This window comes from Bradyrhizobium sp. th-b2 (genome assembly GCF_000426785.1).
Taxonomy (GTDB): domain Bacteria; phylum Pseudomonadota; class Alphaproteobacteria; order Rhizobiales; family Xanthobacteraceae; genus Bradyrhizobium; species Bradyrhizobium septentrionale.
This window is the reverse complement of the sequence record NZ_AUGA01000023.1, coordinates 23,182-43,173: the sequence shown is the minus strand read 5'-3', so window position 1 is coordinate 43,173 and position 19,992 is coordinate 23,182. Positions and strand designations below refer to the sequence as shown.

Here is a 19,992-nt window from a genome sequence, read left to right as displayed (position 1 = left end):
AGACACGGCGAAGTTCGTCGCTGGTCAGGCGACGTTTCTGATCCAGTTATGCGGGTCGTTGGTGCGACCGTACTGGATGTCGACCAGCTTCTTGCGCAGGCCCATCGCGACCGGGCCGGCCGCGCCGCCGCTGATCTGGAAGTCGCCGCTCGCCGAGCAGACCTTGCCGATCGGCGAGATGACGGCCGCGGTGCCGCAGGCGAACGCTTCCTTCAGCTTGCCGCTCGCGGCATCGGTGCGCCACTGCTGGATCGTATAGGGCTCCTCGCGCACGCGGGTGCCGGCATCCTTGGCAAGCGCGATGATCGAGTCGCGGGTGATGCCGGGCAGGATCGTGCCGAGCGGCGGGGTCAGCAGCGAGCCGTCGTCGAACGCAAAAAAGACGTTCATGCCGCCGAGCTCCTCGATATAGCGGCGCTCGACCGCATCGAGGAACACGACCTGGTCGCAACCACGATCGATCGCCTCAGCCTGGGCGCGCAGGCTTGCGGCGTAATTGCCGCCGCACTTGACTGCGCCGGTGCCGCCGATCGCGGCACGCGTGTAATTTTCCGACACCCAGATCGACACCGGCGCCGGACCGCCCTTGAAGTAGGAGCCAACCGGCGACGCAATCACCGAGAAGATGTATTCCGCCGACGGCTTCACACCGAGGAAGACCTCGCTCGCGATCATGAAAGGCCGCAAATAGAGACTGCCCTCGCCGCCCGGGATCCAGGCACGATCGATCCGCACCAGCTGCTCAACCGCGTCGATGAACACGTCCTCGGGCAGCGGCGCCATCGCCATGCGCTCGGCCGAATTATGGAAGCGCCGGGCATTGGCGTCCGGACGGAACAGGTTCACGCCGCCATCGTCGCGCTTGTAGGCCTTGAGACCTTCGAAAATCTCCTGGGCGTAGTGCAGCACCGCACCGGCCGGATCGAGCGGGAAATTCGCGCGTGCCTCGATGCGCGCGCTATGCCAGCCCTTGCCCTGGCTGTAGCGGACGATCGCCATGTGATCAGTAAAGACCCGGCCGAAGCCCGGGTCCACGAGCCTCGCCGCGCGCTCCTTGTCGGGCGTCGCATTCGGCGAAGGCTGGATGTCGAAGTTCAAAGTCATTTTTCTTGCTTTCCGCTGTCGGAACCGACGCAATGTCTGGCGCCGGCCTGTTTCCCCCGGAGCCTCCCGGCTCGGCTTGGCCCGAACTTCACCACCACCGGCCCTGCGGCCGGTTGCCTGCGCCAACATGCCGTTTAGACATGCTTTTGCGGAATGCTGAAGTCCAGTATGTTTGCCGAAATGCCGCTCGACAATCGCACGGTAGTCCAATTTGCGGCCCAAACCGCCTCACAGGCTCTTTCAGGCCGTCTCAAACGCTGTCGAAGACAAAACGACCTAATGTTTCGTCGTAACAGGCAGTTTTGTAACATTGAACCCAAGATACGTCAATATGACTGACATAAATTTCTCAGGCATGGCTGCCAAGCCCGATTCGCAGGGAGATGACCACGCATCTGCGGCGGGCGGGCGCGATCTGCGCTGGGACATCATCGAGCTCTTGTTCTTCGCCTACCGCGACTTTGTCGGCGACGCCGACCAGGAGCTGGAGGCGTTCGGGTTCGGCCGTGCCCACCACCGCGTCATCCACTTTGTCACCCGATATCCCGGCCTGAAGGTCGCCGACCTGCTCGACGTCCTGCGCATCACCAAGCAGTCGCTCGGGCGCGTGCTCAAGCAGCTCCTGGACGAGGGCTACATCGTGCAGAAGACCGGCAACAATGACCGCCGGCAGCGCCTGCTCTACGCCACGCCGAAGGGCGAGGCGCTGGTCGGCAAGCTCGCGGGGCTGCAGACCGACCGCATCAACCGCGCAATCGCCGGGATCGATCCGGCCGGTGTGGAGACAGTTCGCCAGTTCCTCCGCGCGATGATCGACCGCGATGATCCCGACAAGGTGCTCGAAGCGATCTTCGGCGTCGGCAAGAAAACGAGGGAGTGAACCTGGTGCAGGCTGCAACCATGCTGCGGACACCGGCCGAGCCGGCCGACGACGCACCGCATCTGCTATTGGTCGACGACGACCGGCGTATTCGCGACCTGTTGTCGCGCTTTCTGTCCGGCGAGGGCTATCGTGTCACCACGGCGATGAGCGCCACCGACGCCCGCGCCAAGCTGCTCGGGCTGCATTTCGACCTGCTGATCCTCGACGTGATGATGCCGGGCGAAAACGGCTTCGACCTCGCCCGCTTCATCCGCAGCTCGTCGACGGTGCCGATCATCATGCTGACCGCCCGCCACGAGGCGGAAGCCCGCATCGAGGGCCTGCAGATCGGCGCCGACGATTATGTCGCCAAGCCGTTCGAGCCGCGCGAGCTCGTGCTGCGCATCGGCAACATCCTCAAGCGCACCGCGCCGCCGCAGGTCGTAACCGTCGAGCAGATCGCGTTCGGCCCCTACATCTTCCACATCGAGCGCAGCGAGCTGCGCCAGGGCGAGGAGATCATCCATCTCACCGATCGCGAGCGCGAGATGCTGCGCATCCTTGCGAGCGCGCCCGGCGAGACCGTGCCGCGCGCCGAATTGACCTCTGGCGGCACCGTCAATGAGCGCGCGGTCGACGTGCAGATCAACCGGCTGCGCCGCAAGATCGAGCACGATCCCGCCAATCCGCTGTTCCTGCAGGCGGTGCGCGGCATCGGCTATCGCCTGGTGGCCTCGCCGTAAGATGCAGCCATGAGCACGCTCGACACCGGCCTGACCCTGATCAAGAACGCCTCGCAGCGCGTCTCGAAGGCGAACGGCTGGATGGGCAATGCGTTCAAGAGCTGGATGCCGACCGGCCTCTACGCCCGCGCGCTGCTGATCATGATCGTGCCGATGGTGATCCTGCAGACCGTGGTCGCGTTCGTGTTCATGGAGCGGCACTGGAACACGGTGACGCGGCGGCTGTCGGCCGCGGTGGTATCTGACATTGCCGCACTGATCGACGTCTACAAGACCTATCCGCAGGACAAGGATCGCGCGCAGCTGCGCCGCATCGCCCAAAAGCTGCAGCTGGTGGTCGACTTCCTCCCCACCGGCGACATGCCGCCGCCGGGACCGAAGCCGTTCTTCTCGCTGCTCGACCAGACGCTCTCGGTGCAGCTCGGCCGCCAGATCAGCCGTCCGTTCTGGATCGACACTGTCGGCAAATCCAACCTGGTCGAGATCCGCGTGCAGCTCGACGATTCGGTGATGCGTATCTTCGCCCAGCGCAGCGCGGCCTACGCCTCTAATTCGGAGATCTTCATCTTCTGGATGCTCGGCACCTCGACGATTCTGTTGATCGTCGCCGTGCTGTTCCTGCGCAACCAGATCAAACCGATCCTGCGGCTTGCCGACGCCGCCGAAAGTTTCGGCAAGGGCCGCGAGGTGCCGAACTTCCGGCCGCGCGGCGCGCGCGAGGTGCGGCGCGCGGCACAGGCGTTCATCGAGATGAAGGCACGCGTCGAGCGCTCGATCGAGCAGCGCACCGCCATGCTCGCCGGCGTCTCGCATGATCTGCGCACCATCCTGACCCGCTTCAAGCTCGAGCTCGCCCTGATCGGCGAAGGTCCCGAGATCGACGCGATGCGCAAGGACGTCGACGAAATGTCGATGATGCTGGAGGATTATCTCGCCTTCGCGCGCGGCGATTCCGGCGAGGTGGCGCAGCCGACCGACATGGCGATGGCGCTGGAGGAATTGCGCAGCGACGCCGAGCGCCACGGCCACACCGCGACGGTGGCATTCCGCGGCCTGCCGGTCGTGACGGTGAAGCCGGCCTCATTCAAGCGCTGCCTCGCCAACCTCGTTTCCAACGCGGCGCGCCACGCCAACACCATCTCGATCACCGGTCATCGCGACCATCGCTATCTCAACGTCACGATCGACGACGACGGGCCCGGCATCCCCGCCGCGATGCGCGAGGAAGTGTTCAAGCCGTTCCTGCGGCTCGACGATGCGCGCAACCAGGACGAAGGTGGCAGCGGGCTCGGACTTGCGATCGCCCGCGACATCGCCCGCTCGCATGGCGGCGACATCATGCTCAGCGAGAGCCCGATGGGTGGCTTGCGGGCGGCGGTACGGGTGCCGGTGTAGCAAAGCTCTGCCTTCGGCTCGAAGCTCAGGAATGGCCGCTACCAGCGATAGGACAAGGTGCCGATGACCTGACGCCGTTCGCCGGCATAACAATAGCCGGACTGGCAGGTCTGATAGTGCTTGTCGAACAGGTTGGTGGCGTTCAGCCGCATCGTGGCTCCGAGCAATCGCCGGTCCAGCTTGCCGAGCTCGTAATCGATCACGGCATCGAACAATGTTGTCGCCGCATTCTGGAACGTGTTCTGGTCGTTGCCGAAGTTCGTCCCGATGTAACGGACACCCAAGCCGAGCCCGAGCCCTTCGACGGGGACGCCGGACTGGAACGTGTATTTGCCAAACGCGGCGAAGGAATTCCGCGGTATGCCGGAGAGCTCATTGCCGGTCGTATCGGGATTGCCCTGCGTGATCACCACGTTGAGATGGGTGTAGGCGGCGGTGAGATCGAATCCCTGCTTGAGCGCGAGCTTCGCCTCGAGCTCCACGCCCTTCGATTCGACCTGACCGGTTGCCGTCTGGAACGCCATGTTGTTGGGATCGGTGCGCAGCACATTGTCCTGCGTGATGTCGAACACCGCGGCGGTCAACAGCACCGGAACATGCGGCATCTGGTACTTGATGCCGGCTTCCGTTTGCTCGCCGGTGGTCGGCTTGAACGGCGATCCCGATGCGTCGACGCCGACCTGCGGGCTGAATGAAGTCGCGTAGCTGACATAGGGCGCAAGGCCATTGTCGAAGACGTAGCTGAGGCCCGCGCGGCCGGTAAAGGCGGTCGCCTTTTGCGTTGACGGCAAGCCGTCGAGACCCGCGGTCGTCGTCTGCGATACCCGGCTCTGGCGACCGTTGAGCGTCAGGACGAAGCCGCCGAGCCTGGCCTGCTCCTGGCCATAGACACCGACCTCGTCGGTCGACTGCTTGTTGAAGATCGAGAATGCCGGCGCCGCGATGGCCTGGGCGCCGTAGTTCATGGTCAGGAGATTGAGATCGGGAGCGGCGCCATATCCGATCTTGTCGTTGTAGTAGGAATGCCCGTAGTCAACGCCGAACAGGGCCGTGTTCCTGATCGCGCCGAGCATGAACTTGGCTTCGGCCTGATTGTCGAGCGTCACAGTATTGAAGCTGTCCAATATGCGCCAGGCGGAGCGCGACGCCAGATTGGTGCTGCTGTCGATCGAATCGATCTGGGTGTATTTCGCGTCCACGTCGACCTGATAGAAGCGGAAGTTCTGCCGCACCGTCCACACGTCGTCGACATTGTGCTCGAACGCGTAACCGATCCGATACTGCTTCTGGTCCATGGCGCTGAAGGCCGGATCATTCGAGTAGATGTTGGTCAATTGACCGTCAGCCGTGCGGAAGTTGCCGATGCTCGCGGCGGTGCGGCTGGTTTGATATTCGCTCAGGATGGTGAAGGACGTATCGGTGTCCGGCCGCCAGGTCAAAGCGGGCGCGATGTAGGCGCGATCGTCGTCATTGCCGGGATACCAGGTCTTCGCATCACGGAGCAAACCCGTCAGCCGGTAGTACAGTTGATCGCTGCCGGGCACCGGGCCACCGATATCGAAACTGCCCTGGTGACGGTCATAATTGCCGGCCTGCAGCTGCACCTCGCCGAACGGCGTCAACGTCGGCCGCTTCGTGGTGACATCCACGATGCCGCCCGGAGAGCCAAGGCCGTAGAGACCCGAAGCGGGACCACGGAGGATTGATAAGCTGTCGAGACCGTAGGGTTCGATCTTGGGAATGGCGAAGTTGCCGCCACCCTGGCGCAGGCCGTCCCGATAGATCCCCGTATAGGTCGCATCGAAGCCACGGATGTAGAAACTATCGAACCGCGGATCATAGCCGAATGCCGTGGTCGTGACGCCGGGCGTGTAGTTGACGGCGTCCTTGAGTGTCTGAACGTTGCGATCCCTGAGCTCCTTCTGCGTCACGACCGAAAGCGATTGCGGCGTCTCGAGCAGCGGCGTGTTGGTCTTGGTGCCGGCGGTGCTGTTGGTTGCCACGTATCCGGTCGTCACGCCGATCGCGCCTCCGGCGCCTTGCGCCCGCGGAGCCTGGCTCTGAACGGGCGCCGCATTGCGGCGCTGGTTTACAGCAGTCGTTCGCGAAGTCCTGGTGCGCTGACTTGAAGCAACGGCGCCGCGCTTCGTTGCCACATCAGGTTGATTCACCGTCACCGGAGGGAGCACGCTTACATTGTTCGGCGGAGCACTGGTTTGCGCCTGAGCGTTGGCGACGTTTGCCCCCGCTGGCACGAGCAACACCGAACCGAGAAACGCCGCATTGATCGCAGCCGTTGATCCGAGCAAGCCGCGCATGCTCCGCGACGAAGCCATTCCCACCAAACAATCCCCACACTGCCCAGGAAATCTTGACCGAGCCGCGCGTTCGCAACTCAGCGGGCATCGATTGGGGCGGACTTTTATCGGCGGGTTGAGCGAAATTCCACACGCGCAAAATAGAATCCATTGAAGCGCACCCGATGCGAAACACTGGAACGATTCAAGATGCGCAACACTGGAGCGATTCAAAAACGACATGCTGTCGCAGCACACTTGCAGCGCGAAGAATGCGATGCGCGTCTTCGCTCTCTCAGATTGCTCGATCGCGAGGCACGCAGCGATCGTTCAATGATGCTGATTTCGTCCTGCAACCCCTTGGCATTGTGCGCGATCAAAGCCAACACCTCGCAAGTGATGCGCGCTATCCATGTCATCGCATCTAACGGGGCGAGCGAACGTGCGCTCGATGTTAGGCTGCGCGAAGCAGCCATCGCTCCTCGACAAGCAAGCTGCGAATTGGATTGCGTCCGCCTTCGCCGAGCTTCGGCGGACAAGTCGTCGCTTCAGCGCAAAATTGCTTTGCAATTTTGTCGCGAGCTTCTCGCAATGGAGGTGGTGCAAAGCGTCACAGCCTCTCGAGATGAGAGGCGATACATTCAGGCGCGCGACGTCAGTGCGCTGCGCCCTACTTCTGCTTGGGCAGCAGGCCCTTCAGCTTTTCCATGTCCTTGACGTTCATCTTCATGCCGCCGGGCATGACGATGTCACCGGGCTTCTGGTCGGCCTTGCAGGCGCCAAGCCATTTCGCCTCGATGGTCATCGTGGTGTCGCGGGTGCCGGCCGCGCCGCCCTCGGAATGCGAGGTGCTCTTGACCATGTAGGCGGAATTGAAGTCGCCGACGATCTCGGCGTGGCTCTGCACCGTCATGCCGGCGACGCTGCAGACGGAATCGCTGACATAGCCGGTCGCGGTCTTCTGGATATCCTGCTTGGAGCAGACTTCCTTGGCCATCGGCGATGCCGCCGCGCTCATTTCCTTGTCGGTGGTCTCGTCGGTGCAGTGCTGCATGGTGATTTCCGGCATCGGCCCGCCGGTACGCAGCATTTTCATCTCCCACAGCCCGGCCTTGCGGGTCGGCAGGTCGACGGCACTTGCGGCGCCGGCGGACAAGACAAGGCAAACAGCCGAACCAAGCAAGGCAAGCTGTCGGGTCATGCGGTGAGCTCCCGGCTGAACGATCGGAGAATGGAGCGGCGCGCTCAGTAGAGCGTGCGCACCGGCCTCTGAGCCGCGCCGTAGGGCACCCAGCGGCACGCAAAGGAGAGATAGCCGCCCGGATAGCGCTGCACCGCAAGGAACTTCACCACCTTGCCGTAGGAGGCGCAGTGATCGACAGCGAGCTGCCGGGCGTCGCTCTGGACCGCCAGCGTATAGGCGATAATACCGCCGGTATCATTGCCCTTGAACGGCGGCACCGGCTGCATCCAATCGGCTCGCGCCGGTACGACGGCCAGCATCCCGCAAACGGCAACCAGGCACGCGGCCAATTTCCTTCGCATCGCAGACTCCATTTCGCTTGAAGCAACATAGAGTGCGCCGGCCACCGTGAAAAGAACGAGCCGGTCGCTAGAAGTGGACTTCTCCGCAGGTGTTGCCGCGCTGCACTTGACCTTGCCGGGGCTTCGCGGCACCGTCCGCGCATCGGATCATCGGGTGGATTCCCATGCGCAACCTGTTCAACTCCCGCACTAAACTCGGCCAAAAGCTTGGCCTCGGCGCCGCACTCGTGGTCGGCCTGCTGGCGTTCGGGGGTACGGCCGAGGCCGCCAATCCGTTCGAGCTGAATTTCTGGCTGTCCGGCCCGCGCTATGACGGCAATGTGGCGCCCTGCGAGAGGGCGCTGAGGGTCATCAGCGAGCAATTCCAGGAAAAGGAAGCCACTTTCTGGAATTCGCCGCTCGTGATCACCGGCTTCAACCGGATCCACGAAACCGCCTTCCGCCCCTGGCAGGCCGACAATATTCCGCGTCGCTATTGCTCGGGCGACGTGATGTTGAGCGACGGCAAGGTGCGCGGCGTACACTATTCGATCATCGAGGACGGCGGTTTTGCCGGTGTCAGCGACTCACTCAGCCTCAGCCCAGGCGTCGAATGGTGCGTGACCGGGCTCGACCGCAACTGGGCCTACAACCCGTCCTGCAAGGCCGCCCGGCCCTAATCTCCGACCAGATTGCTGACAGCAGAAGCCGCCGCCATTCAGACGGCGGCTTTTGTTCTTGAAATGTTCCGGTGGCCTGTTAGGCTCCGGGCGGTCGAGTGAGGGGAGCGTTTGATGCCGCGGTTGGTCACAATTTCCCGATTTCTGATTTCGATTGCCTTTGTTCTATGCGGTGCGGTGGGGGCATCGGCCCAGGATCGCCGCCAGAATGCGCCGGGCGAGTTCGATTTCTACGTATTGTCGCTGTCGTGGTCGCCTTCGTTCTGCGAGGCGGCGAGCGAGCGCGGCAACAATGGCCGTGGCGCGCAGGCCCAGTGCAGCGGACGGCCGTATTCCTTCGTGGTCCACGGCCTATGGCCGCAATATGAGCGGGGCTTTCCGGAATACTGCCAGCGGCCCTCGCCGCGGCTCGCCCGCAACATCATGACCTCGATGCTCGACCTGATGCCGGCGCCCGGGCTGATCTACAACGAGTGGGACAAGCACGGCACCTGCTCCGGCCTCGGCGAGCGGGCCTATTTCGAAGCCATCCGCAAGGCCCGCGCTGCGGTGAAGATCCCCGAGGAATTCCTGCAATTGTCGGAGCCGAAGACGATCGCGCCCGACGAGCTGGAGGCGGCGTTCATCAAGGTCAATCCGGGACTCAGCAGCTCGGCGATCGCGGTGACCTGCGACAGCAGGCGGCTCAGCGAGGTGCGGATCTGCCTGAGCAAGGACCTGCAATTCCGTTCCTGCGAGGAAACCGACCGCCGTGCCTGTCGCCGTGATCAGGTGCTGATGCCGCCGGTTCGCGGCGGCTAGAGCGTTTTTGAGCGAAAACCTGTCCCAGACTTGATCCGGGATGGGCACCGCTTCGCGTGAAGACAACCCGTCAAAACAGGAAGCTGGAGCTCCGGTTCTGATTTCAGTCAGAACCGAAAATGCTCCAGCCCATTGCTTCGCGCCATTGCGAGGAGCAATCCATGACTTTCTCATGGTGAGACGGATTGCTTCCGTCTTCGCTTTCCGGACTTCGGCGGACAAAGTCGCTCCCCCCGCAATGACGTGGTAATTGCTATCCCATGAACTACCGTCACGCCTTTCACGCCGGCAGCTTTGCCGATGTCATCAAGCACATCGTGCTGGTACGCATGCTGACCTATCTGCAGGAAAAGCAGGCGCCGTTCCGCGTCATCGACACCCATGCCGGCGCCGGACTCTATGACCTGACATCGAGCGAAGCGCAGCGCAGCGGCGAATGGCTCACCGGCATCGCGCGGCTGATGCAGGCGCGACTCTCCGACAAGGCGCTGCCGCTGATCGCGCCGTATCTCGACATCGTCAGGGCATTCAATTCGAGAGGTGAACTGAAATCCTATCCCGGTTCGCCGTTGATCGCGCGTGCGCTGCTGCGGCCCCAAGACCGCCTCACCGCCTGCGAGATCGAACCGACGGCGCGCAAGCAACTGATCGATGCGTTGCGGCGTGATGCGCAGGCGCGCGTCGTCGATCTCGATGGTTGGACGGCGCTGCCCGCATTCGTGCCGCCGAACGAGCGGCGCGGTCTGGTGCTGATCGATCCACCGTTCGAGGCAAAGGATGAGTTCGAACGACTGGCCCGTGCTTTCACTGAAGCGTTCGCGAAATGGCCGACCGGCGCGTATCTTTTGTGGTACCCCGTAAAATCCCGGAGGGCCACCGACGAGCTCGCGCACAGCGTTGCCGCAGCGGCAGCAACAAGCCAGCCTGCCGGCAAATGCTTGCGTTTGGAATTCAGTGTGGCACCGCAAGAAACCGACGGCGGCCTCGTATCCACCGGCCTTTTGATGGTGAATCCGCCGTGGACGTTGGCAGGTGAGCTGAAGATCATCCTGCCCGAACTCGAGAAGCCGCTCGGTCAAGGCGGCGCTGGCCGCTTCAGACTCGAGACGCTCAAGGCTTAATCCGCAGCACCCACTGAAAAGTTCGAATTGATCGTAGGCAACGCGCGCGGAACCGTATTATGCTCATCCTGTTACGACTGGCTTTACGTTCCGCTTCCGCGAATGGTTGCGGCGGAGTGACAAGGCCGAAATAAATCCAGGCAGACCGGCGGCGTGACACCGGCCTGTTCAGGTGGCCAAGCTTCCGACAAGCGAATGTCGGTCAACCGCTACGCGGCGTGCGCGTAGCGGTGGAGCAATACGGGGGAGGAGTTTTCCCGATGGCCATGACTGGGACAGTCAAGTTCTTCAACGGAGAGCGTGGCTACGGCTTCATCAAACCTGACGATGGCGGCCGCGATGTGTTCGTTCACATCACAGCTGTCGAGCGTGCAGGATTGAAGGACCTGACTGAAGGACAGCGCATTACGTTCGAGGTTGAACCAGACAAGAAGGGCAAGGGCCCGAAGGCGGTCAACCTGGTGGTTTCATGAGGAGCGCTCGCGGCGCGCGGCTCGTGATGAACGCCAAATGAAGCGTTGCGTGTGATTTGACTGCCGGGCGCGGGGCTCGCGCTCGCTGCGTGACCACCTGCATGATGCGGACGCGACTGGCGGTGCCCGCATAGCCGACACGTGCGGCGCGATTGGCTTCGCGAACGCCGTGGCGTGCGTGCTGCTGCGCATGATGTCCACGTCATCAGCACAAAGAAAAACCCGACCGCGCGAGGCGCGGCCGGGAGTTGATATCTGACGTTTTCTTGTTCTCAGAAGTGATAGTTGATGCCGGCGCGAACCAGGCTGAAGCTGTAGCCGTTCGACGCGCCGCCGGTAATCGTGAAGTTGCTGCTGGCGAGATCGATGTAGAGATACTCGATCTTGGCGCTCCAGTTCGGGGCAAAGCCCATTTCGGCGCCGGCGCCGACGGTGAAGCCCGCATTGGTATGCGTCTCCGAAATGCCGAAGGTTTCGCCGCGCAGCTCGCCGAAGGCGAGACCGCCGGTTGCGTAGAACAGCACGTTGTTGACCGCATAGCCGGCGCGGCCGCGCACCGTGCCGAACCACGGATTGGAGAACTTCCAGGGCGCGAACCGATCGTCCGCTGCGGAGCCCTGGATATCGGCTTCGATACCGAACACCCAGGGGGTGCCGTTCTGGAAATTGTAGCCGGCCTGCACGCCGCCGGCGAAGCCGGACGGCTTGGTCGGGTTGTTCTCGACCGAACCCCAGCCATAGCCGATGTTGCCGCCGAGGTAAGGGCCGGCCCAGCTATAGGCGTTGAGCGGCTGATGGACGGTATAGGGCGATCCGTAGTTGAGGTCGGCCGACGCCGCCGAGGTCGTCCAGCCTGCGACGATCAGTGCCAGCGCACGCGCAACCAACCGGGTCATTATACTCTCCACCACGCAACTGCCGCAGCCCGCCGGCCAAGGCCAGCGTGGTTACGGAATTCCACTTTTTTCGCTAAGGTTTATCGAGAGTTTTAAGTTAAAGGGCTGTTAAGCCCGGTTACCGGCCCGCTCATCAATCTTAACAATGTGTTACCCACCCACCCGGGTCGACCCGCGGGGTCGGTAACCTCCTGCAATCGGGCTTGTTTTTCTGGCGCCGCCAACGCTGGCGAGCGGTCGCCCAAGCGCTTAATTTACGGCCCATGGTTCACGATTCTCCCGAACGTCCGACGCCGGCCCCGAAGCCACGGCGCGGTTCAAAGTCCGACCTGCCACAGGACGATCCGACGCTCGACACGAGCGACGTCGATCCCGAAACCTCCGCAGCCGAGGAGGAGGATGAGGCGCGTCTGCCGGACGCTTCGGACGACGCCACCGAGGCGGTTGCCGAGGGCACGCTCTCGGTCGGGCACGCCGCGATCGAGAACGCGGTTCGCCTCGCCCCGACCTCGCCCGGCGTCTACCGCATGCTCAACGCCGCCAACGACGTGCTCTATGTCGGCAAGGCGAAGAACGTCAAAAAGCGGCTGTCGTCCTATGCGCGGGCCAACGCGCCGCTGCCGGCGCGCATCCTGCGCATGATCGCCCCGACCACGCATGTCGAGATCGTCTCGACCACGACCGAGACCGAAGCACTGCTGCTCGAAGCCAATCTGATCAAGCAGCTTCGCCCGCGCTTCAATGTGCAGCTGCGCGACGACAAGTCGTTTCCCTATATCCTGATATCAGGCGATCACTGGGCGCCGCAGATCCTCAAGCATCGCGGCGCGCAGTCGCGGCCCGGACGCTATTTCGGCCCGTTCGCCAACGCGGGCGCGGTCAACCGCACCATCACCGCGCTGCAGCGCGCCTTCCTGATCCGCTCCTGCACCGACGGCTTCTTCGAAAGCCGCACCAGGCCCTGCCTGCTCTATCAGATCAAGCGTTGCGCCGGCCCCTGCACGCGCGAGATCGATTTCTCCGGCTACAGCGAGCTGGTGCGCGAGGCGACCGAATTCCTCTCCGGGCGCAGCCACGCCGTGAAGGAGCTGCTCGCGGCCGAGATGGAGAAAGCCTCCGGCGAGCTCGAATTCGAGACCGCGGCGCTGTACCGCGACCGGCTCGCGGCGCTGTCGGCGATCCAGTCGCAGCAGGGCATCAACCCGCGCACGGTCGAAGAAGCCGATGTGTTCGCGATCCATCAGGAAGGCGGCTATTCCTGCGTCGAGGTGTTCTTCTTCCGCACCGGCCAGAACTGGGGCAACCGCGCCTATTTCCCGCGGGCCGAGAAGAGCTTTACGCCCGAGGAGGTGCTGTCCTCGTTCCTCGCGCAATTCTACGACGACAAGCCGCCGCCGAAGCTGATCCTGCTGTCGCACGAGATCGAGGAAAGCGCGTTGCTTGCCGACGCGCTGTCGGTCAAGGCCGGATCGAAGGTCGAGGTCTCCGTGCCCAAGCGCGGTGAGAAGAAGGAGCTGATCGGCCACGCGCTCACCAACGCGCGCGAGGCGCTCGGCCGCAAGCTCGCCGACACCGCGACGCAAAGCCGGCTGCTCGAGGGCATGGTCACCACGCTCGGCCTGCCGCACACGCCAAAGCGCATCGAGGTCTACGACAACAGCCACATCCAAGGCACCAACGCGGTCGGCGCAATGATCGTGGCCGGCCCCGACGGCTTCATGAAGAATCAGTACCGCAAGTTCAACATCAAGTCCGAGGGCCTGACACCCGGCGACGACTACGGGATGATGCGCGAGGTGCTGGAGCGCCGCTTCAAGCGGCTGCTGAAGCCGCCGGAGGGCGAGGCCGCCGCCAAGGACGGCGCAAAGACCAAGGCGGACGACGATTCGTTCCCGCAATGGCCCGACCTCGTCATCATCGACGGCGGCCGCGGCCAGCTCAACGCGGTCAGGGAAATTTTCGGGAATCTCGGGCTGACCCAGGTCTCGCTGATGGCGGTGGCCAAGGGACCGGAGCGCGACGCCGGGCGCGAAACCCTGTTCATGCCGGACCGCGAGGCCATCAAGCTGGAGCCGCGGGACCCGGTGCTCTATTTCATCCAGCGGCTGCGCGACGAGGCCCACCGCTTCGTGATCGGCTCGCACCGCAAGCTGCGCAAAAAGGACATCCGCGAGGCCGGCCTGCAGGAGATCCCAGGGATCGGCCCGTCGCGCAAACGTGCCCTGCTGCACCACTTCGGAACTCTCAAGGAGATCGAGCGGGCCTCGATCGCCGACCTCGGCAAGGTTCCCGGCGTCAGCGCCGAGAGCGCCCGCAAGATTTTCGAGTTTTTCCACGCCCAGCCGGGTTAAACGAAAGACGAGTCATCAGGGCGTCGCCCGCGACGGGGCAACTAGGGCATGATGCGGGCAATGTTCCCTCGCGACAAACGCGAGGCGTTTGCGCGGAGATCATGCATAAACAAGGAGCTAAAGTGCCATGAGGATTCGGCGTAATCTCACCGCGCTTTGGCCTGCGCACGGTTGACCTTCTTGCTTCAGCGGTATTGGTAGAACGGATGAACATCGCCACGACCCGGGGACAGCCCAAGACCTTGTCCCTCCCGAATATCCTGACCTATGCCCGGATCGCCGCCATCCCGGTGGTGATCGGCTGCGTCTACTGGCAATCGATCCTGGACGGCCCGCTGTGGCTGCGCTGGGTGGCGCTGGCGGTATTCATCGCGGCGGGGATCACCGATTACCTCGACGGTTACTACGCCCGGATGTGGGACCAGCAGTCCGCATTCGGCCGGATGCTTGATCCGATCGCCGACAAGCTTCTGGTCGCCTCCAGCCTGTTGATGCTGGCCGCCGACAACTCGATCCATGGCTGGACGCTGTGGGCGGCGATCGTGATCCTGTGCCGCGAGATCCTGGTCTCGGGCCTGCGCGAATATCTCGCAGGACTGCGGGTCAGCGTTCCCGTCACCAAGCTTGCGAAATGGAAGACGACGATCCAGCTGGTGGCGATCGGCTTCCTGATCGCCGGCGAAGCGGGCGAGCAGGTCGTTCCGGCGACCACCCTGATCGGCATCGTGTTGCTCTGGATGTCGGCGATCTTCACGATCTACACCGGCTGGGATTACTTCCGCGCCGGCATCCATCACCTCATCAAGGAGGATGAGGGATGAAGCTGAAATATTTCGCCTGGGTCCGTGAACGCGTCGGCAAGGCCGAAGAGATCATCGAGCCGCCGGCCGGGGTGCGCACCGTCGGCGACCTGATCGGCTGGCTTGCCGCGCGCGACGATGCCTATGCCTATGCCTTCGAGAAGCCCGCGGTGATCCGGGCCGCGATCGACCACGCCCACGTCAAATCGGACGCGGCGATCTCCGGCGCCCGCGAGATCGCGTTCTTCCCGCCGATGACCGGCGGTTAAATCTTCCGATGACCGTTGCAGCGACCATCCGTATCCAGGAAGCCGACTTCGACGTCGCGCAGGAGATCGCCGGCGTAAGCAAGGGCCGTACCGATGTCGGCGCGGTCGTCAGCTTCAGCGGCATCTGCCGCGGCAGCGAACAGGGCGAGCCGATCGCGGCGCTGACACTCGAACACTACCCTGAAATGGCGGAAGCCGAGATTGCGCGCCACGCCGACGAGGCACTGTCGCGCTGGCCATTGCAGGGCCTCACCGTCATCCATCGCTTCGGCCGCATCGCGCCTGGCGAGAACATCGTGCTGGTCGTGACCGCCTCGGCGCACCGGCAGGCCGCGTTCGAGGCAGCCGAGTTCCTGATGGACTATCTCAAGACCAACGCACCGTTCTGGAAGCGCGAGGAAAGCGCGCGCGGCACCGGCTGGATCGAGGCGCGCGACCATGACGACGCGGCCGCCGCGCGCTGGACCAAATCCTGATGGCCAAGCGCAGCAAAGTGCCGGCCAGGCGCGGCCCCGCCGCGCCGAGAGCGCCCAAGGTCGGCGCCCGCGAGCTTCAGACCCTGTTCGATTTCCTGCGCTACGCGGTCAGCCGCTTCAACGCGGCAAAGCTCGTGTTCGCGCACGGCACCACCGATCCGGTGGCCGAGGCCGCATTCCTGATCTGCGAGACGCTGCACCTGCACCCCGACCAGTTCGAGAGCTTTGCCAACGCGCGCGTCACCATTGCCGAAGGCAGGCAGATCCTCGACTTGATCGAGCGGCGGATCGCGACGCGAAAGCCGGCCGCTTATCTCGTCAACAAGGTCTATATGCGCGGCCTACCATTCTATGTCGACGAGCGCACCATCGTGCCGCGCTCCTTCATCGGTGAATTGCTGGACTCGCATTTCCGCGGCGATGAGGACGGCACCTCGTTGATCGGCGACCCAGAGGACGTCGAAAGCGTGCTCGACCTCTGCACCGGCTCCGGCTGTCTTGCGATTTTGGCCGCCAGGCATTTCGCCAACGCCGCGGTCGACGCGGTCGACATTTCCAAGGATGCGCTGGAAGTCGCCGCGCGCAACGTCGCCGACTACGGCCTCGACGATCGCCTGACGCTCCATCGCGGCGACCTGTTCAAGCCGCTCGGCGTCCGGCGCTACGATCTCATCATCTCGAACCCGCCCTATGTCGACGCTAGCGGCATGGCGGCGCTGCCGCGCGAGTGCCGCGCCGAGCCGAAGATCGCGTTCGACGGCGGCACTGACGGGCTCGATATCGTCCGCCGCCTGCTCGACGAGGCCAGGCAACATCTGACCCCGCAGGGCGGCCTGCTCTGCGAGATCGGCCGCGGCCGCGACAATCTCGAGGCTGCCTATCCGAACCTGCCGCTGCTCTGGCTCGACACCGAGGACTCCGAGGGCGAGGTATTCTGGATCGCCGCCGCGGACCTCTGACCGGCGCGCCGCGGCCGGGTCCGGATTATTGCGGAGCCCCGGCTTCCCGAGCCCGATCTGGACGAAGCGAAAATCGTGTGCAGTTCCAGCCGGTTCCGAAGATCGCAGGCCCGTCGAATCAACAATGGTGCTAAGGTTGCGGTCCGGGGACATTCGGAGAGAGGGCGCGGGCGCGCGACATGATTCGCATTTCGACGATCTTCATCGCCATCTGCATGGTGCTCCTCGCAGCCTCGCTGGGCTTCGTGCTGTATTCGGTGGCGGGCATCAGCGGATCGGAATCGGCGATCGTGGCGCTCACCGCCCTCACCTGCCTGATCCTCTACAACGCCGTCTCGATGCGGTTGCGCGACCGCAGCGATGTCGGCGGCCAGATCGCGGATCTGTCGCGCGGCACCGCCGACCTCGCTCGCCAGGTCGCCGAATTCGGCCGCCGGCTGGCCGCGGTCGAAGGCCGCGTCGCTTCGGCCAACTCCACCGGCGCCGACCGGATCCAGGGCATGGCCGGCGAGATCAGCGAGCTTGGCGGACTGGTGAAGCAGCTTGCGGCGTCCGTCGCCCATCATGAGGATCTGCTGGCCGCAGCTCCCGTGGCGCAGCCGGTCGCCTCATTGCGCGACGATCTGCTGCAGCCCGTCCCGCCGGCACCGACCGTCGTGTTTGCGCCCCCGCCGCCACCTGCCCCTCCGTCAGCGATATCACGCAGCCAGACCCAACTCATCGGCGCGATCAGGCACGCGCTCGACGAGAACCGCCTCGACATCTACCTGCAGCCGATGGTGACGCTGCCGCAGCGCAAGGTACGGTACTACGAGGCGGTGACGCGGTTGCGCGACGAGCGCGATCAGGTCCTTGCCGCCGACGATTTCATCGAGGCAGCCGAGGTCGGCGGCCTGATCGGCCGTATCGACCACATGGTGATGCTTCGCTGCGTCCAGGTGCTGCGCCGCCTGATGATCCGCAGCAAGGATGTCGGCGTGTTCTGCAACGTGGCGTCGGCGACGTTGTCCAACCCGGCACATTTCACCCAGTGCCTCGATTTCCTCGAGGCCAACCGCGCGCTGGCGCCGTCCTTCGTGCTCGAGTTCAAGCAGGCGACCTTCCGCAATCTCGGCGCGGTCGAAAGCGAGAACCTCGCGGCGCTGGCGCAGCGCGGCTACCGCTTCTCGATCGACCATGTCAGCGACCTCCGCCTCGAGCCGCGCGAGCTCGCCGATCGCGGCGTCCGCTTCATCAAGGTGCCGGCGGCGCTGCTGCTCGACGCGAGGCAGAACGCAACCACCGATATCCATCCCTCCGATCTGTCCGACCTGCTCGGCCGCTACGGTATCGACCTGATCGCCGAACGGATCGAGGGCGAGCGCTCGGTGGTCGATCTGCTCGACTCCGATGTCCGGTTCGGCCAGGGCTTCCTGTTCGCCCCGCCCCGGCCGTTGCGGCCGGAAGGGGCATCTGCTACCGCCGAGACTGCACAGACCAAGCCCCAGGACCTCAATGGCGCCAGCACTTCCGCACCCGTCTCCAGCCCCGCAGCGCCACCGCGCACGACCGGCAGCGCTGCGCTGGCGCGCCGCGCGCTCGGTCCGAACTAACCAACGGTTCGCCTCATGACGCTGCGTTTTGTGGAGCGGCTGCGCGATCTCGTCGACGGCGTCGACGTCGTGCTGTCGGACATCTGGGGCGTCGTGCACAACGGGCTCGAATCCTTTCCCGAGGCCTGCGCGGCGCTGCACACCTTCCGCCAGCAGGGCGGCACCGTCATCCTGATCACCAACGCGCCGCGGCCGGCCGATTCCGTGCAGCGGCAGCTGCGCAAGCTCGGCGTCGCCGACGAGACTTATGACGCGATCGTCTCCTCGGGCGACCTGACGCGTCATTTTGTTTCTGATCATCCCGGCCAGAAGATCTTCTGGATCGGCCCGGAGCGCGACAGTTCGATCCATCGCGGCCTCGACGCCACCATGGTGCCGCTGGAGCAGGCCGACTACATCATCTGCACCGGCCTGTTCGACGACGAGACCGAGTCCGCCGAAGACTATCGCGACACCCTGCTGAAGGCACTCGAGCGCAAGCTCACGCTGATCTGCGCTAACCCAGACATCGTGGTCGAACGCGGCGACCGGCTGATCTATTGCGCCGGCGCGGTCGCCGAGCTCTATCGCGAACTCGGCGGCGAGGTGATCTTCTACGGCAAGCCGCACCGGCCGATCTATGAACGCGCAATGGCGCTGGCCACTGAGCGCCGCGGGCGTCCGACCGAACTCAGCCGCGTGCTCGCGATCGGCGATTCCGTGCGCACCGACCTCACCGGCGCCCATGGCTTCGGCATCGATCTGCTGTTCGTCACCCGCGGCATCCATTCCGATCAGTTCGAGGGCATCGAGCAGCTCGATCAGGCCTCGGTGAAGGAATTGTTCGGCCATCCGCCGCGCGCGCTGATGCGCGACCTGAAGTGGTAGCGGCGCTTCACAGCCAAAATATCGAAAACAACCCCATGCAAAGTAGCCGCCGGCGGCTGACGGTCGACCAGGCGACTTGACACGTCGGGCAACTCAGGGACATTCTTCCAATATTCCGAAATCGTGCAGGCACACCCTCCCGCTAAGGCTTTCGCATTGGCATTTGACGCAAATGCCCGGGACGTCTAGCGCGAAGACGCGCTTCGCGCTTCTGCCCGGGCATGACGAGATATTCAGATGGTGCGATGAACGGGCGTCTTACGCCGTCGCCATGTCCGGGAAGACCGCCTCGATCTTGGTCTTCAGCGTGGCGGCGTTGAACGGCTTGACGATGTAATTATTCACGCCGGCCTTCTTGGCCGCGATCACGTTCTCGGTCTTGGATTCCGCCGTGATCATGATGAAGGGCGTGGTCGCGAGGTTGGGATCGGCGCGGACTTCCTTGAGCAGGTCGTAGCCGGTCATCGGCTCCATGTTCCAGTCGGAAATCACCAGTCCATACTTCTTGCCGCGCATCTTGTTCAGCGCCGCCGAGCCGTCGGAGGCATCGTCGATATTCTCGAATCCAAGCTGCTTGAGAAGATTCCGGATGATGCGGATCATGGTGCTATAGTCATCAACCACCAGAACCGGCATGGACAAATCAACCGCCATCTTTCCCCCCAAAACAACTGACGCAACTGGCTTCTGCACAAACGCAGCTTTCCGCCAACGACTAACAGCAGGCGTTAAACAGCGCGTTAACCGGCTGAATCCGGATTGTTACGGATTTGACGCGATTT

The 19,992-nt window shown here is 63.8% G+C and carries 21 protein-coding genes; 15 read left to right on the top strand and 6 right to left on the bottom strand.

Features of this window, described 5'->3' with window-relative positions; translation table 11 throughout:
* Window positions 1–24 precede the first annotated feature (24 nt).
* Window positions 25–1,104, bottom strand: coding sequence for a branched-chain amino acid aminotransferase (locus tag K359_RS0126110; RefSeq protein WP_029081951.1), 1,080 nt, complete (start codon window positions 1,102–1,104; stop codon window positions 25–27).
* Between the two features lie 331 nt (window positions 1,105–1,435).
* Here K359_RS0126110 and K359_RS0126105 point away from each other — a divergent pair, with 331 nt between their 5' ends.
* Genes K359_RS0126105 through K359_RS0126095 form a run of 3 tightly spaced genes read left to right on the top strand, consistent with a single transcriptional unit; the run spans window position 1,436 to window position 4,104 of the window.
* Complete coding sequence (locus tag K359_RS0126105; protein ID WP_035977134.1) at window positions 1,436–1,984, top strand: MarR family winged helix-turn-helix transcriptional regulator; 549 nt, start codon at window positions 1,436–1,438, stop codon at window positions 1,982–1,984.
* A gap of 20 nt (window positions 1,985–2,004) precedes the next feature.
* Window positions 2,005–2,709, top strand: a complete 705-nt coding sequence (locus K359_RS0126100; protein ID WP_371261187.1) for a response regulator — start codon at window positions 2,005–2,007, stop codon at window positions 2,707–2,709.
* Between the two features lie 9 nt (window positions 2,710–2,718).
* Entirely contained in the window at window positions 2,719–4,104 is a 1,386-nt protein-coding gene (locus tag K359_RS0126095) for an ATP-binding protein (protein WP_029081948.1), read from the top strand.
* Window positions 4,105–4,142: 38 nt separating this feature from the next.
* Here the strand turns inward: K359_RS0126095 and K359_RS0126090 are convergent, their stop codons facing one another.
* Window positions 4,143–6,122, bottom strand: a complete 1,980-nt coding sequence (locus tag K359_RS0126090; protein WP_245284719.1) for a TonB-dependent siderophore receptor — start codon at window positions 6,120–6,122, stop codon at window positions 4,143–4,145.
* Window positions 6,123–6,611: 489 nt separating this feature from the next.
* Between K359_RS0126090 and K359_RS61560 the strand changes: the two genes are divergently transcribed.
* Entirely contained in the window at window positions 6,612–7,118 is a 507-nt protein-coding gene (locus K359_RS61560) for a hypothetical protein (RefSeq protein ID WP_156928675.1), read from the top strand.
* On the opposite strand, the gene K359_RS0126085 is transcribed toward K359_RS61560, so the two are convergent.
* Window positions 7,072–7,602, bottom strand: coding sequence for a DUF3617 family protein (locus tag K359_RS0126085; protein WP_029081946.1), 531 nt, complete (start codon window positions 7,600–7,602; stop codon window positions 7,072–7,074). The genes K359_RS61560 and K359_RS0126085 overlap by 47 nt on opposite strands.
* A gap of 44 nt (window positions 7,603–7,646) precedes the next feature.
* On the bottom strand, window positions 7,647–7,946 hold the full coding sequence (locus K359_RS0126080; protein ID WP_029081945.1) for a hypothetical protein: 300 nt from the start codon (window positions 7,944–7,946) through the stop codon (window positions 7,647–7,649).
* A 164-nt stretch (window positions 7,947–8,110) separates the two neighbouring features.
* Between K359_RS0126080 and K359_RS0126075 the strand changes: the two genes are divergently transcribed.
* The 4 genes from K359_RS0126075 to K359_RS0126060 all read left to right on the top strand — a co-directional run bounded on the left by K359_RS0126075 (window position 8,111) and on the right by K359_RS0126060 (window position 11,000).
* Window positions 8,111–8,605, top strand: a complete 495-nt coding sequence (locus K359_RS0126075) for a hypothetical protein (protein ID WP_029081944.1) — start codon at window positions 8,111–8,113, stop codon at window positions 8,603–8,605.
* Window positions 8,606–8,719: 114 nt separating this feature from the next.
* Window positions 8,720–9,406 (top strand): ribonuclease T2, encoded by a 687-nt coding sequence (locus K359_RS0126070; protein ID WP_051346421.1) that lies wholly within the window; start codon window positions 8,720–8,722, stop codon window positions 9,404–9,406.
* 260 nt (window positions 9,407–9,666) lie between these two features.
* On the top strand, window positions 9,667–10,527 hold the full coding sequence (locus tag K359_RS0126065; RefSeq protein ID WP_029081942.1) for a 23S rRNA (adenine(2030)-N(6))-methyltransferase RlmJ: 861 nt from the start codon (window positions 9,667–9,669) through the stop codon (window positions 10,525–10,527).
* Window positions 10,528–10,787: 260 nt separating this feature from the next.
* Window positions 10,788–11,000 carry a cold-shock protein gene (locus tag K359_RS0126060; protein ID WP_016844477.1) on the top strand — a complete coding sequence of 71 codons (213 nt, stop codon included), beginning with the start codon at window positions 10,788–10,790 and terminating at the stop codon, window positions 10,998–11,000.
* Between the two features lie 272 nt (window positions 11,001–11,272).
* Here K359_RS0126060 and K359_RS0126055 read toward each other — a convergent pair whose 3' ends face one another.
* A complete protein-coding gene (locus K359_RS0126055) occupies window positions 11,273–11,896 on the bottom strand; it encodes an outer membrane protein (protein ID WP_029081941.1) in 624 nt (207 codons plus the stop codon).
* A 263-nt stretch (window positions 11,897–12,159) separates the two neighbouring features.
* Between K359_RS0126055 and uvrC the strand changes: the two genes are divergently transcribed.
* The 7 genes from uvrC (at window position 12,160) to K359_RS0126020 (ending at window position 19,210) form a co-directional block, all read left to right on the top strand.
* The gene (gene uvrC, locus K359_RS0126050) at window positions 12,160–14,247 is read left to right on the top strand and encodes an excinuclease ABC subunit UvrC (RefSeq protein ID WP_029081940.1); all 2,088 of its coding nucleotides are present in this window, start codon (window positions 12,160–12,162) and stop codon (window positions 14,245–14,247) included.
* Between the two features lie 206 nt (window positions 14,248–14,453).
* A complete protein-coding gene (gene pgsA, locus K359_RS0126045; RefSeq protein ID WP_029081939.1) occupies window positions 14,454–15,068 on the top strand; it encodes a CDP-diacylglycerol--glycerol-3-phosphate 3-phosphatidyltransferase in 615 nt (204 codons plus the stop codon).
* Complete coding sequence (moaD, locus tag K359_RS0126040; RefSeq protein WP_029081938.1) at window positions 15,065–15,316, top strand: molybdopterin converting factor subunit 1; 252 nt, start codon at window positions 15,065–15,067, stop codon at window positions 15,314–15,316. The genes pgsA and moaD overlap by 4 nt, the downstream gene beginning before the upstream one ends.
* 8 nt (window positions 15,317–15,324) lie before the next feature.
* The gene (locus tag K359_RS0126035) at window positions 15,325–15,792 is read left to right on the top strand and encodes a molybdenum cofactor biosynthesis protein MoaE (protein ID WP_029081937.1); all 468 of its coding nucleotides are present in this window, start codon (window positions 15,325–15,327) and stop codon (window positions 15,790–15,792) included.
* Complete coding sequence (gene prmB, locus K359_RS0126030; RefSeq protein ID WP_029081936.1) at window positions 15,792–16,751, top strand: 50S ribosomal protein L3 N(5)-glutamine methyltransferase; 960 nt, start codon at window positions 15,792–15,794, stop codon at window positions 16,749–16,751. Before K359_RS0126035 ends, prmB begins: the two co-directional genes overlap by 1 nt.
* A 179-nt stretch (window positions 16,752–16,930) precedes the next feature.
* A complete protein-coding gene (locus K359_RS0126025; protein ID WP_029081935.1) occupies window positions 16,931–18,343 on the top strand; it encodes an EAL domain-containing protein in 1,413 nt (470 codons plus the stop codon).
* A 15-nt stretch (window positions 18,344–18,358) separates the two neighbouring features.
* On the top strand, window positions 18,359–19,210 hold the full coding sequence (locus tag K359_RS0126020; protein ID WP_029081934.1) for a TIGR01459 family HAD-type hydrolase: 852 nt from the start codon (window positions 18,359–18,361) through the stop codon (window positions 19,208–19,210).
* 258 nt (window positions 19,211–19,468) lie between these two features.
* On the opposite strand, the gene K359_RS0126015 is transcribed toward K359_RS0126020, so the two are convergent.
* Complete coding sequence (locus K359_RS0126015; protein ID WP_016844467.1) at window positions 19,469–19,864, bottom strand: response regulator; 396 nt, start codon at window positions 19,862–19,864, stop codon at window positions 19,469–19,471.
* Window positions 19,865–19,992: the final 128 nt, after the last annotated feature.

Excerpts from the sequence above, each read along its gene's own strand:
- K359_RS0126110 (WP_029081951.1), bottom strand. The coding sequence starts at position 1,104 with ATGACTTTGAACTTCGACATCCAGCCTTCGCCGAATGCGACGCCCGAC.
- K359_RS0126105 (WP_035977134.1), top strand. The coding sequence starts at position 1,436 with ATGACTGACATAAATTTCTCAGGCATGGCTGCCAAGCCCGATTCGCAG.
- K359_RS0126100 (WP_371261187.1), top strand. The coding sequence starts at position 2,005 with ATGCTGCGGACACCGGCCGAGCCGGCCGACGACGCACCGCATCTGCTA.
- K359_RS0126095 (WP_029081948.1), top strand. The coding sequence starts at position 2,719 with ATGAGCACGCTCGACACCGGCCTGACCCTGATCAAGAACGCCTCGCAG.
- K359_RS61560 (WP_156928675.1), top strand. The coding sequence starts at position 6,612 with ATGCGCAACACTGGAGCGATTCAAAAACGACATGCTGTCGCAGCACAC.
- K359_RS0126085 (WP_029081946.1), bottom strand. The coding sequence starts at position 7,602 with ATGACCCGACAGCTTGCCTTGCTTGGTTCGGCTGTTTGCCTTGTCTTG.
- K359_RS0126080 (WP_029081945.1), bottom strand. The coding sequence starts at position 7,946 with ATGCGAAGGAAATTGGCCGCGTGCCTGGTTGCCGTTTGCGGGATGCTG.
- K359_RS0126075 (WP_029081944.1), top strand. The coding sequence starts at position 8,111 with ATGCGCAACCTGTTCAACTCCCGCACTAAACTCGGCCAAAAGCTTGGC.
- K359_RS0126070 (WP_051346421.1), top strand. The coding sequence starts at position 8,720 with ATGCCGCGGTTGGTCACAATTTCCCGATTTCTGATTTCGATTGCCTTT.
- K359_RS0126065 (WP_029081942.1), top strand. The coding sequence starts at position 9,667 with ATGAACTACCGTCACGCCTTTCACGCCGGCAGCTTTGCCGATGTCATC.
- K359_RS0126060 (WP_016844477.1), top strand. The coding sequence starts at position 10,788 with ATGGCCATGACTGGGACAGTCAAGTTCTTCAACGGAGAGCGTGGCTAC.
- K359_RS0126055 (WP_029081941.1), bottom strand. The coding sequence starts at position 11,896 with ATGACCCGGTTGGTTGCGCGTGCGCTGGCACTGATCGTCGCAGGCTGG.
- uvrC (WP_029081940.1), top strand. The coding sequence starts at position 12,160 with ATGGTTCACGATTCTCCCGAACGTCCGACGCCGGCCCCGAAGCCACGG.
- pgsA (WP_029081939.1), top strand. The coding sequence starts at position 14,454 with ATGAACATCGCCACGACCCGGGGACAGCCCAAGACCTTGTCCCTCCCG.
- moaD (WP_029081938.1), top strand. The coding sequence starts at position 15,065 with ATGAAGCTGAAATATTTCGCCTGGGTCCGTGAACGCGTCGGCAAGGCC.
- K359_RS0126035 (WP_029081937.1), top strand. The coding sequence starts at position 15,325 with ATGACCGTTGCAGCGACCATCCGTATCCAGGAAGCCGACTTCGACGTC.
- prmB (WP_029081936.1), top strand. The coding sequence starts at position 15,792 with ATGGCCAAGCGCAGCAAAGTGCCGGCCAGGCGCGGCCCCGCCGCGCCG.
- K359_RS0126025 (WP_029081935.1), top strand. The coding sequence starts at position 16,931 with ATGATTCGCATTTCGACGATCTTCATCGCCATCTGCATGGTGCTCCTC.
- K359_RS0126020 (WP_029081934.1), top strand. The coding sequence starts at position 18,359 with ATGACGCTGCGTTTTGTGGAGCGGCTGCGCGATCTCGTCGACGGCGTC.
- K359_RS0126015 (WP_016844467.1), bottom strand. The coding sequence starts at position 19,864 with ATGGCGGTTGATTTGTCCATGCCGGTTCTGGTGGTTGATGACTATAGC.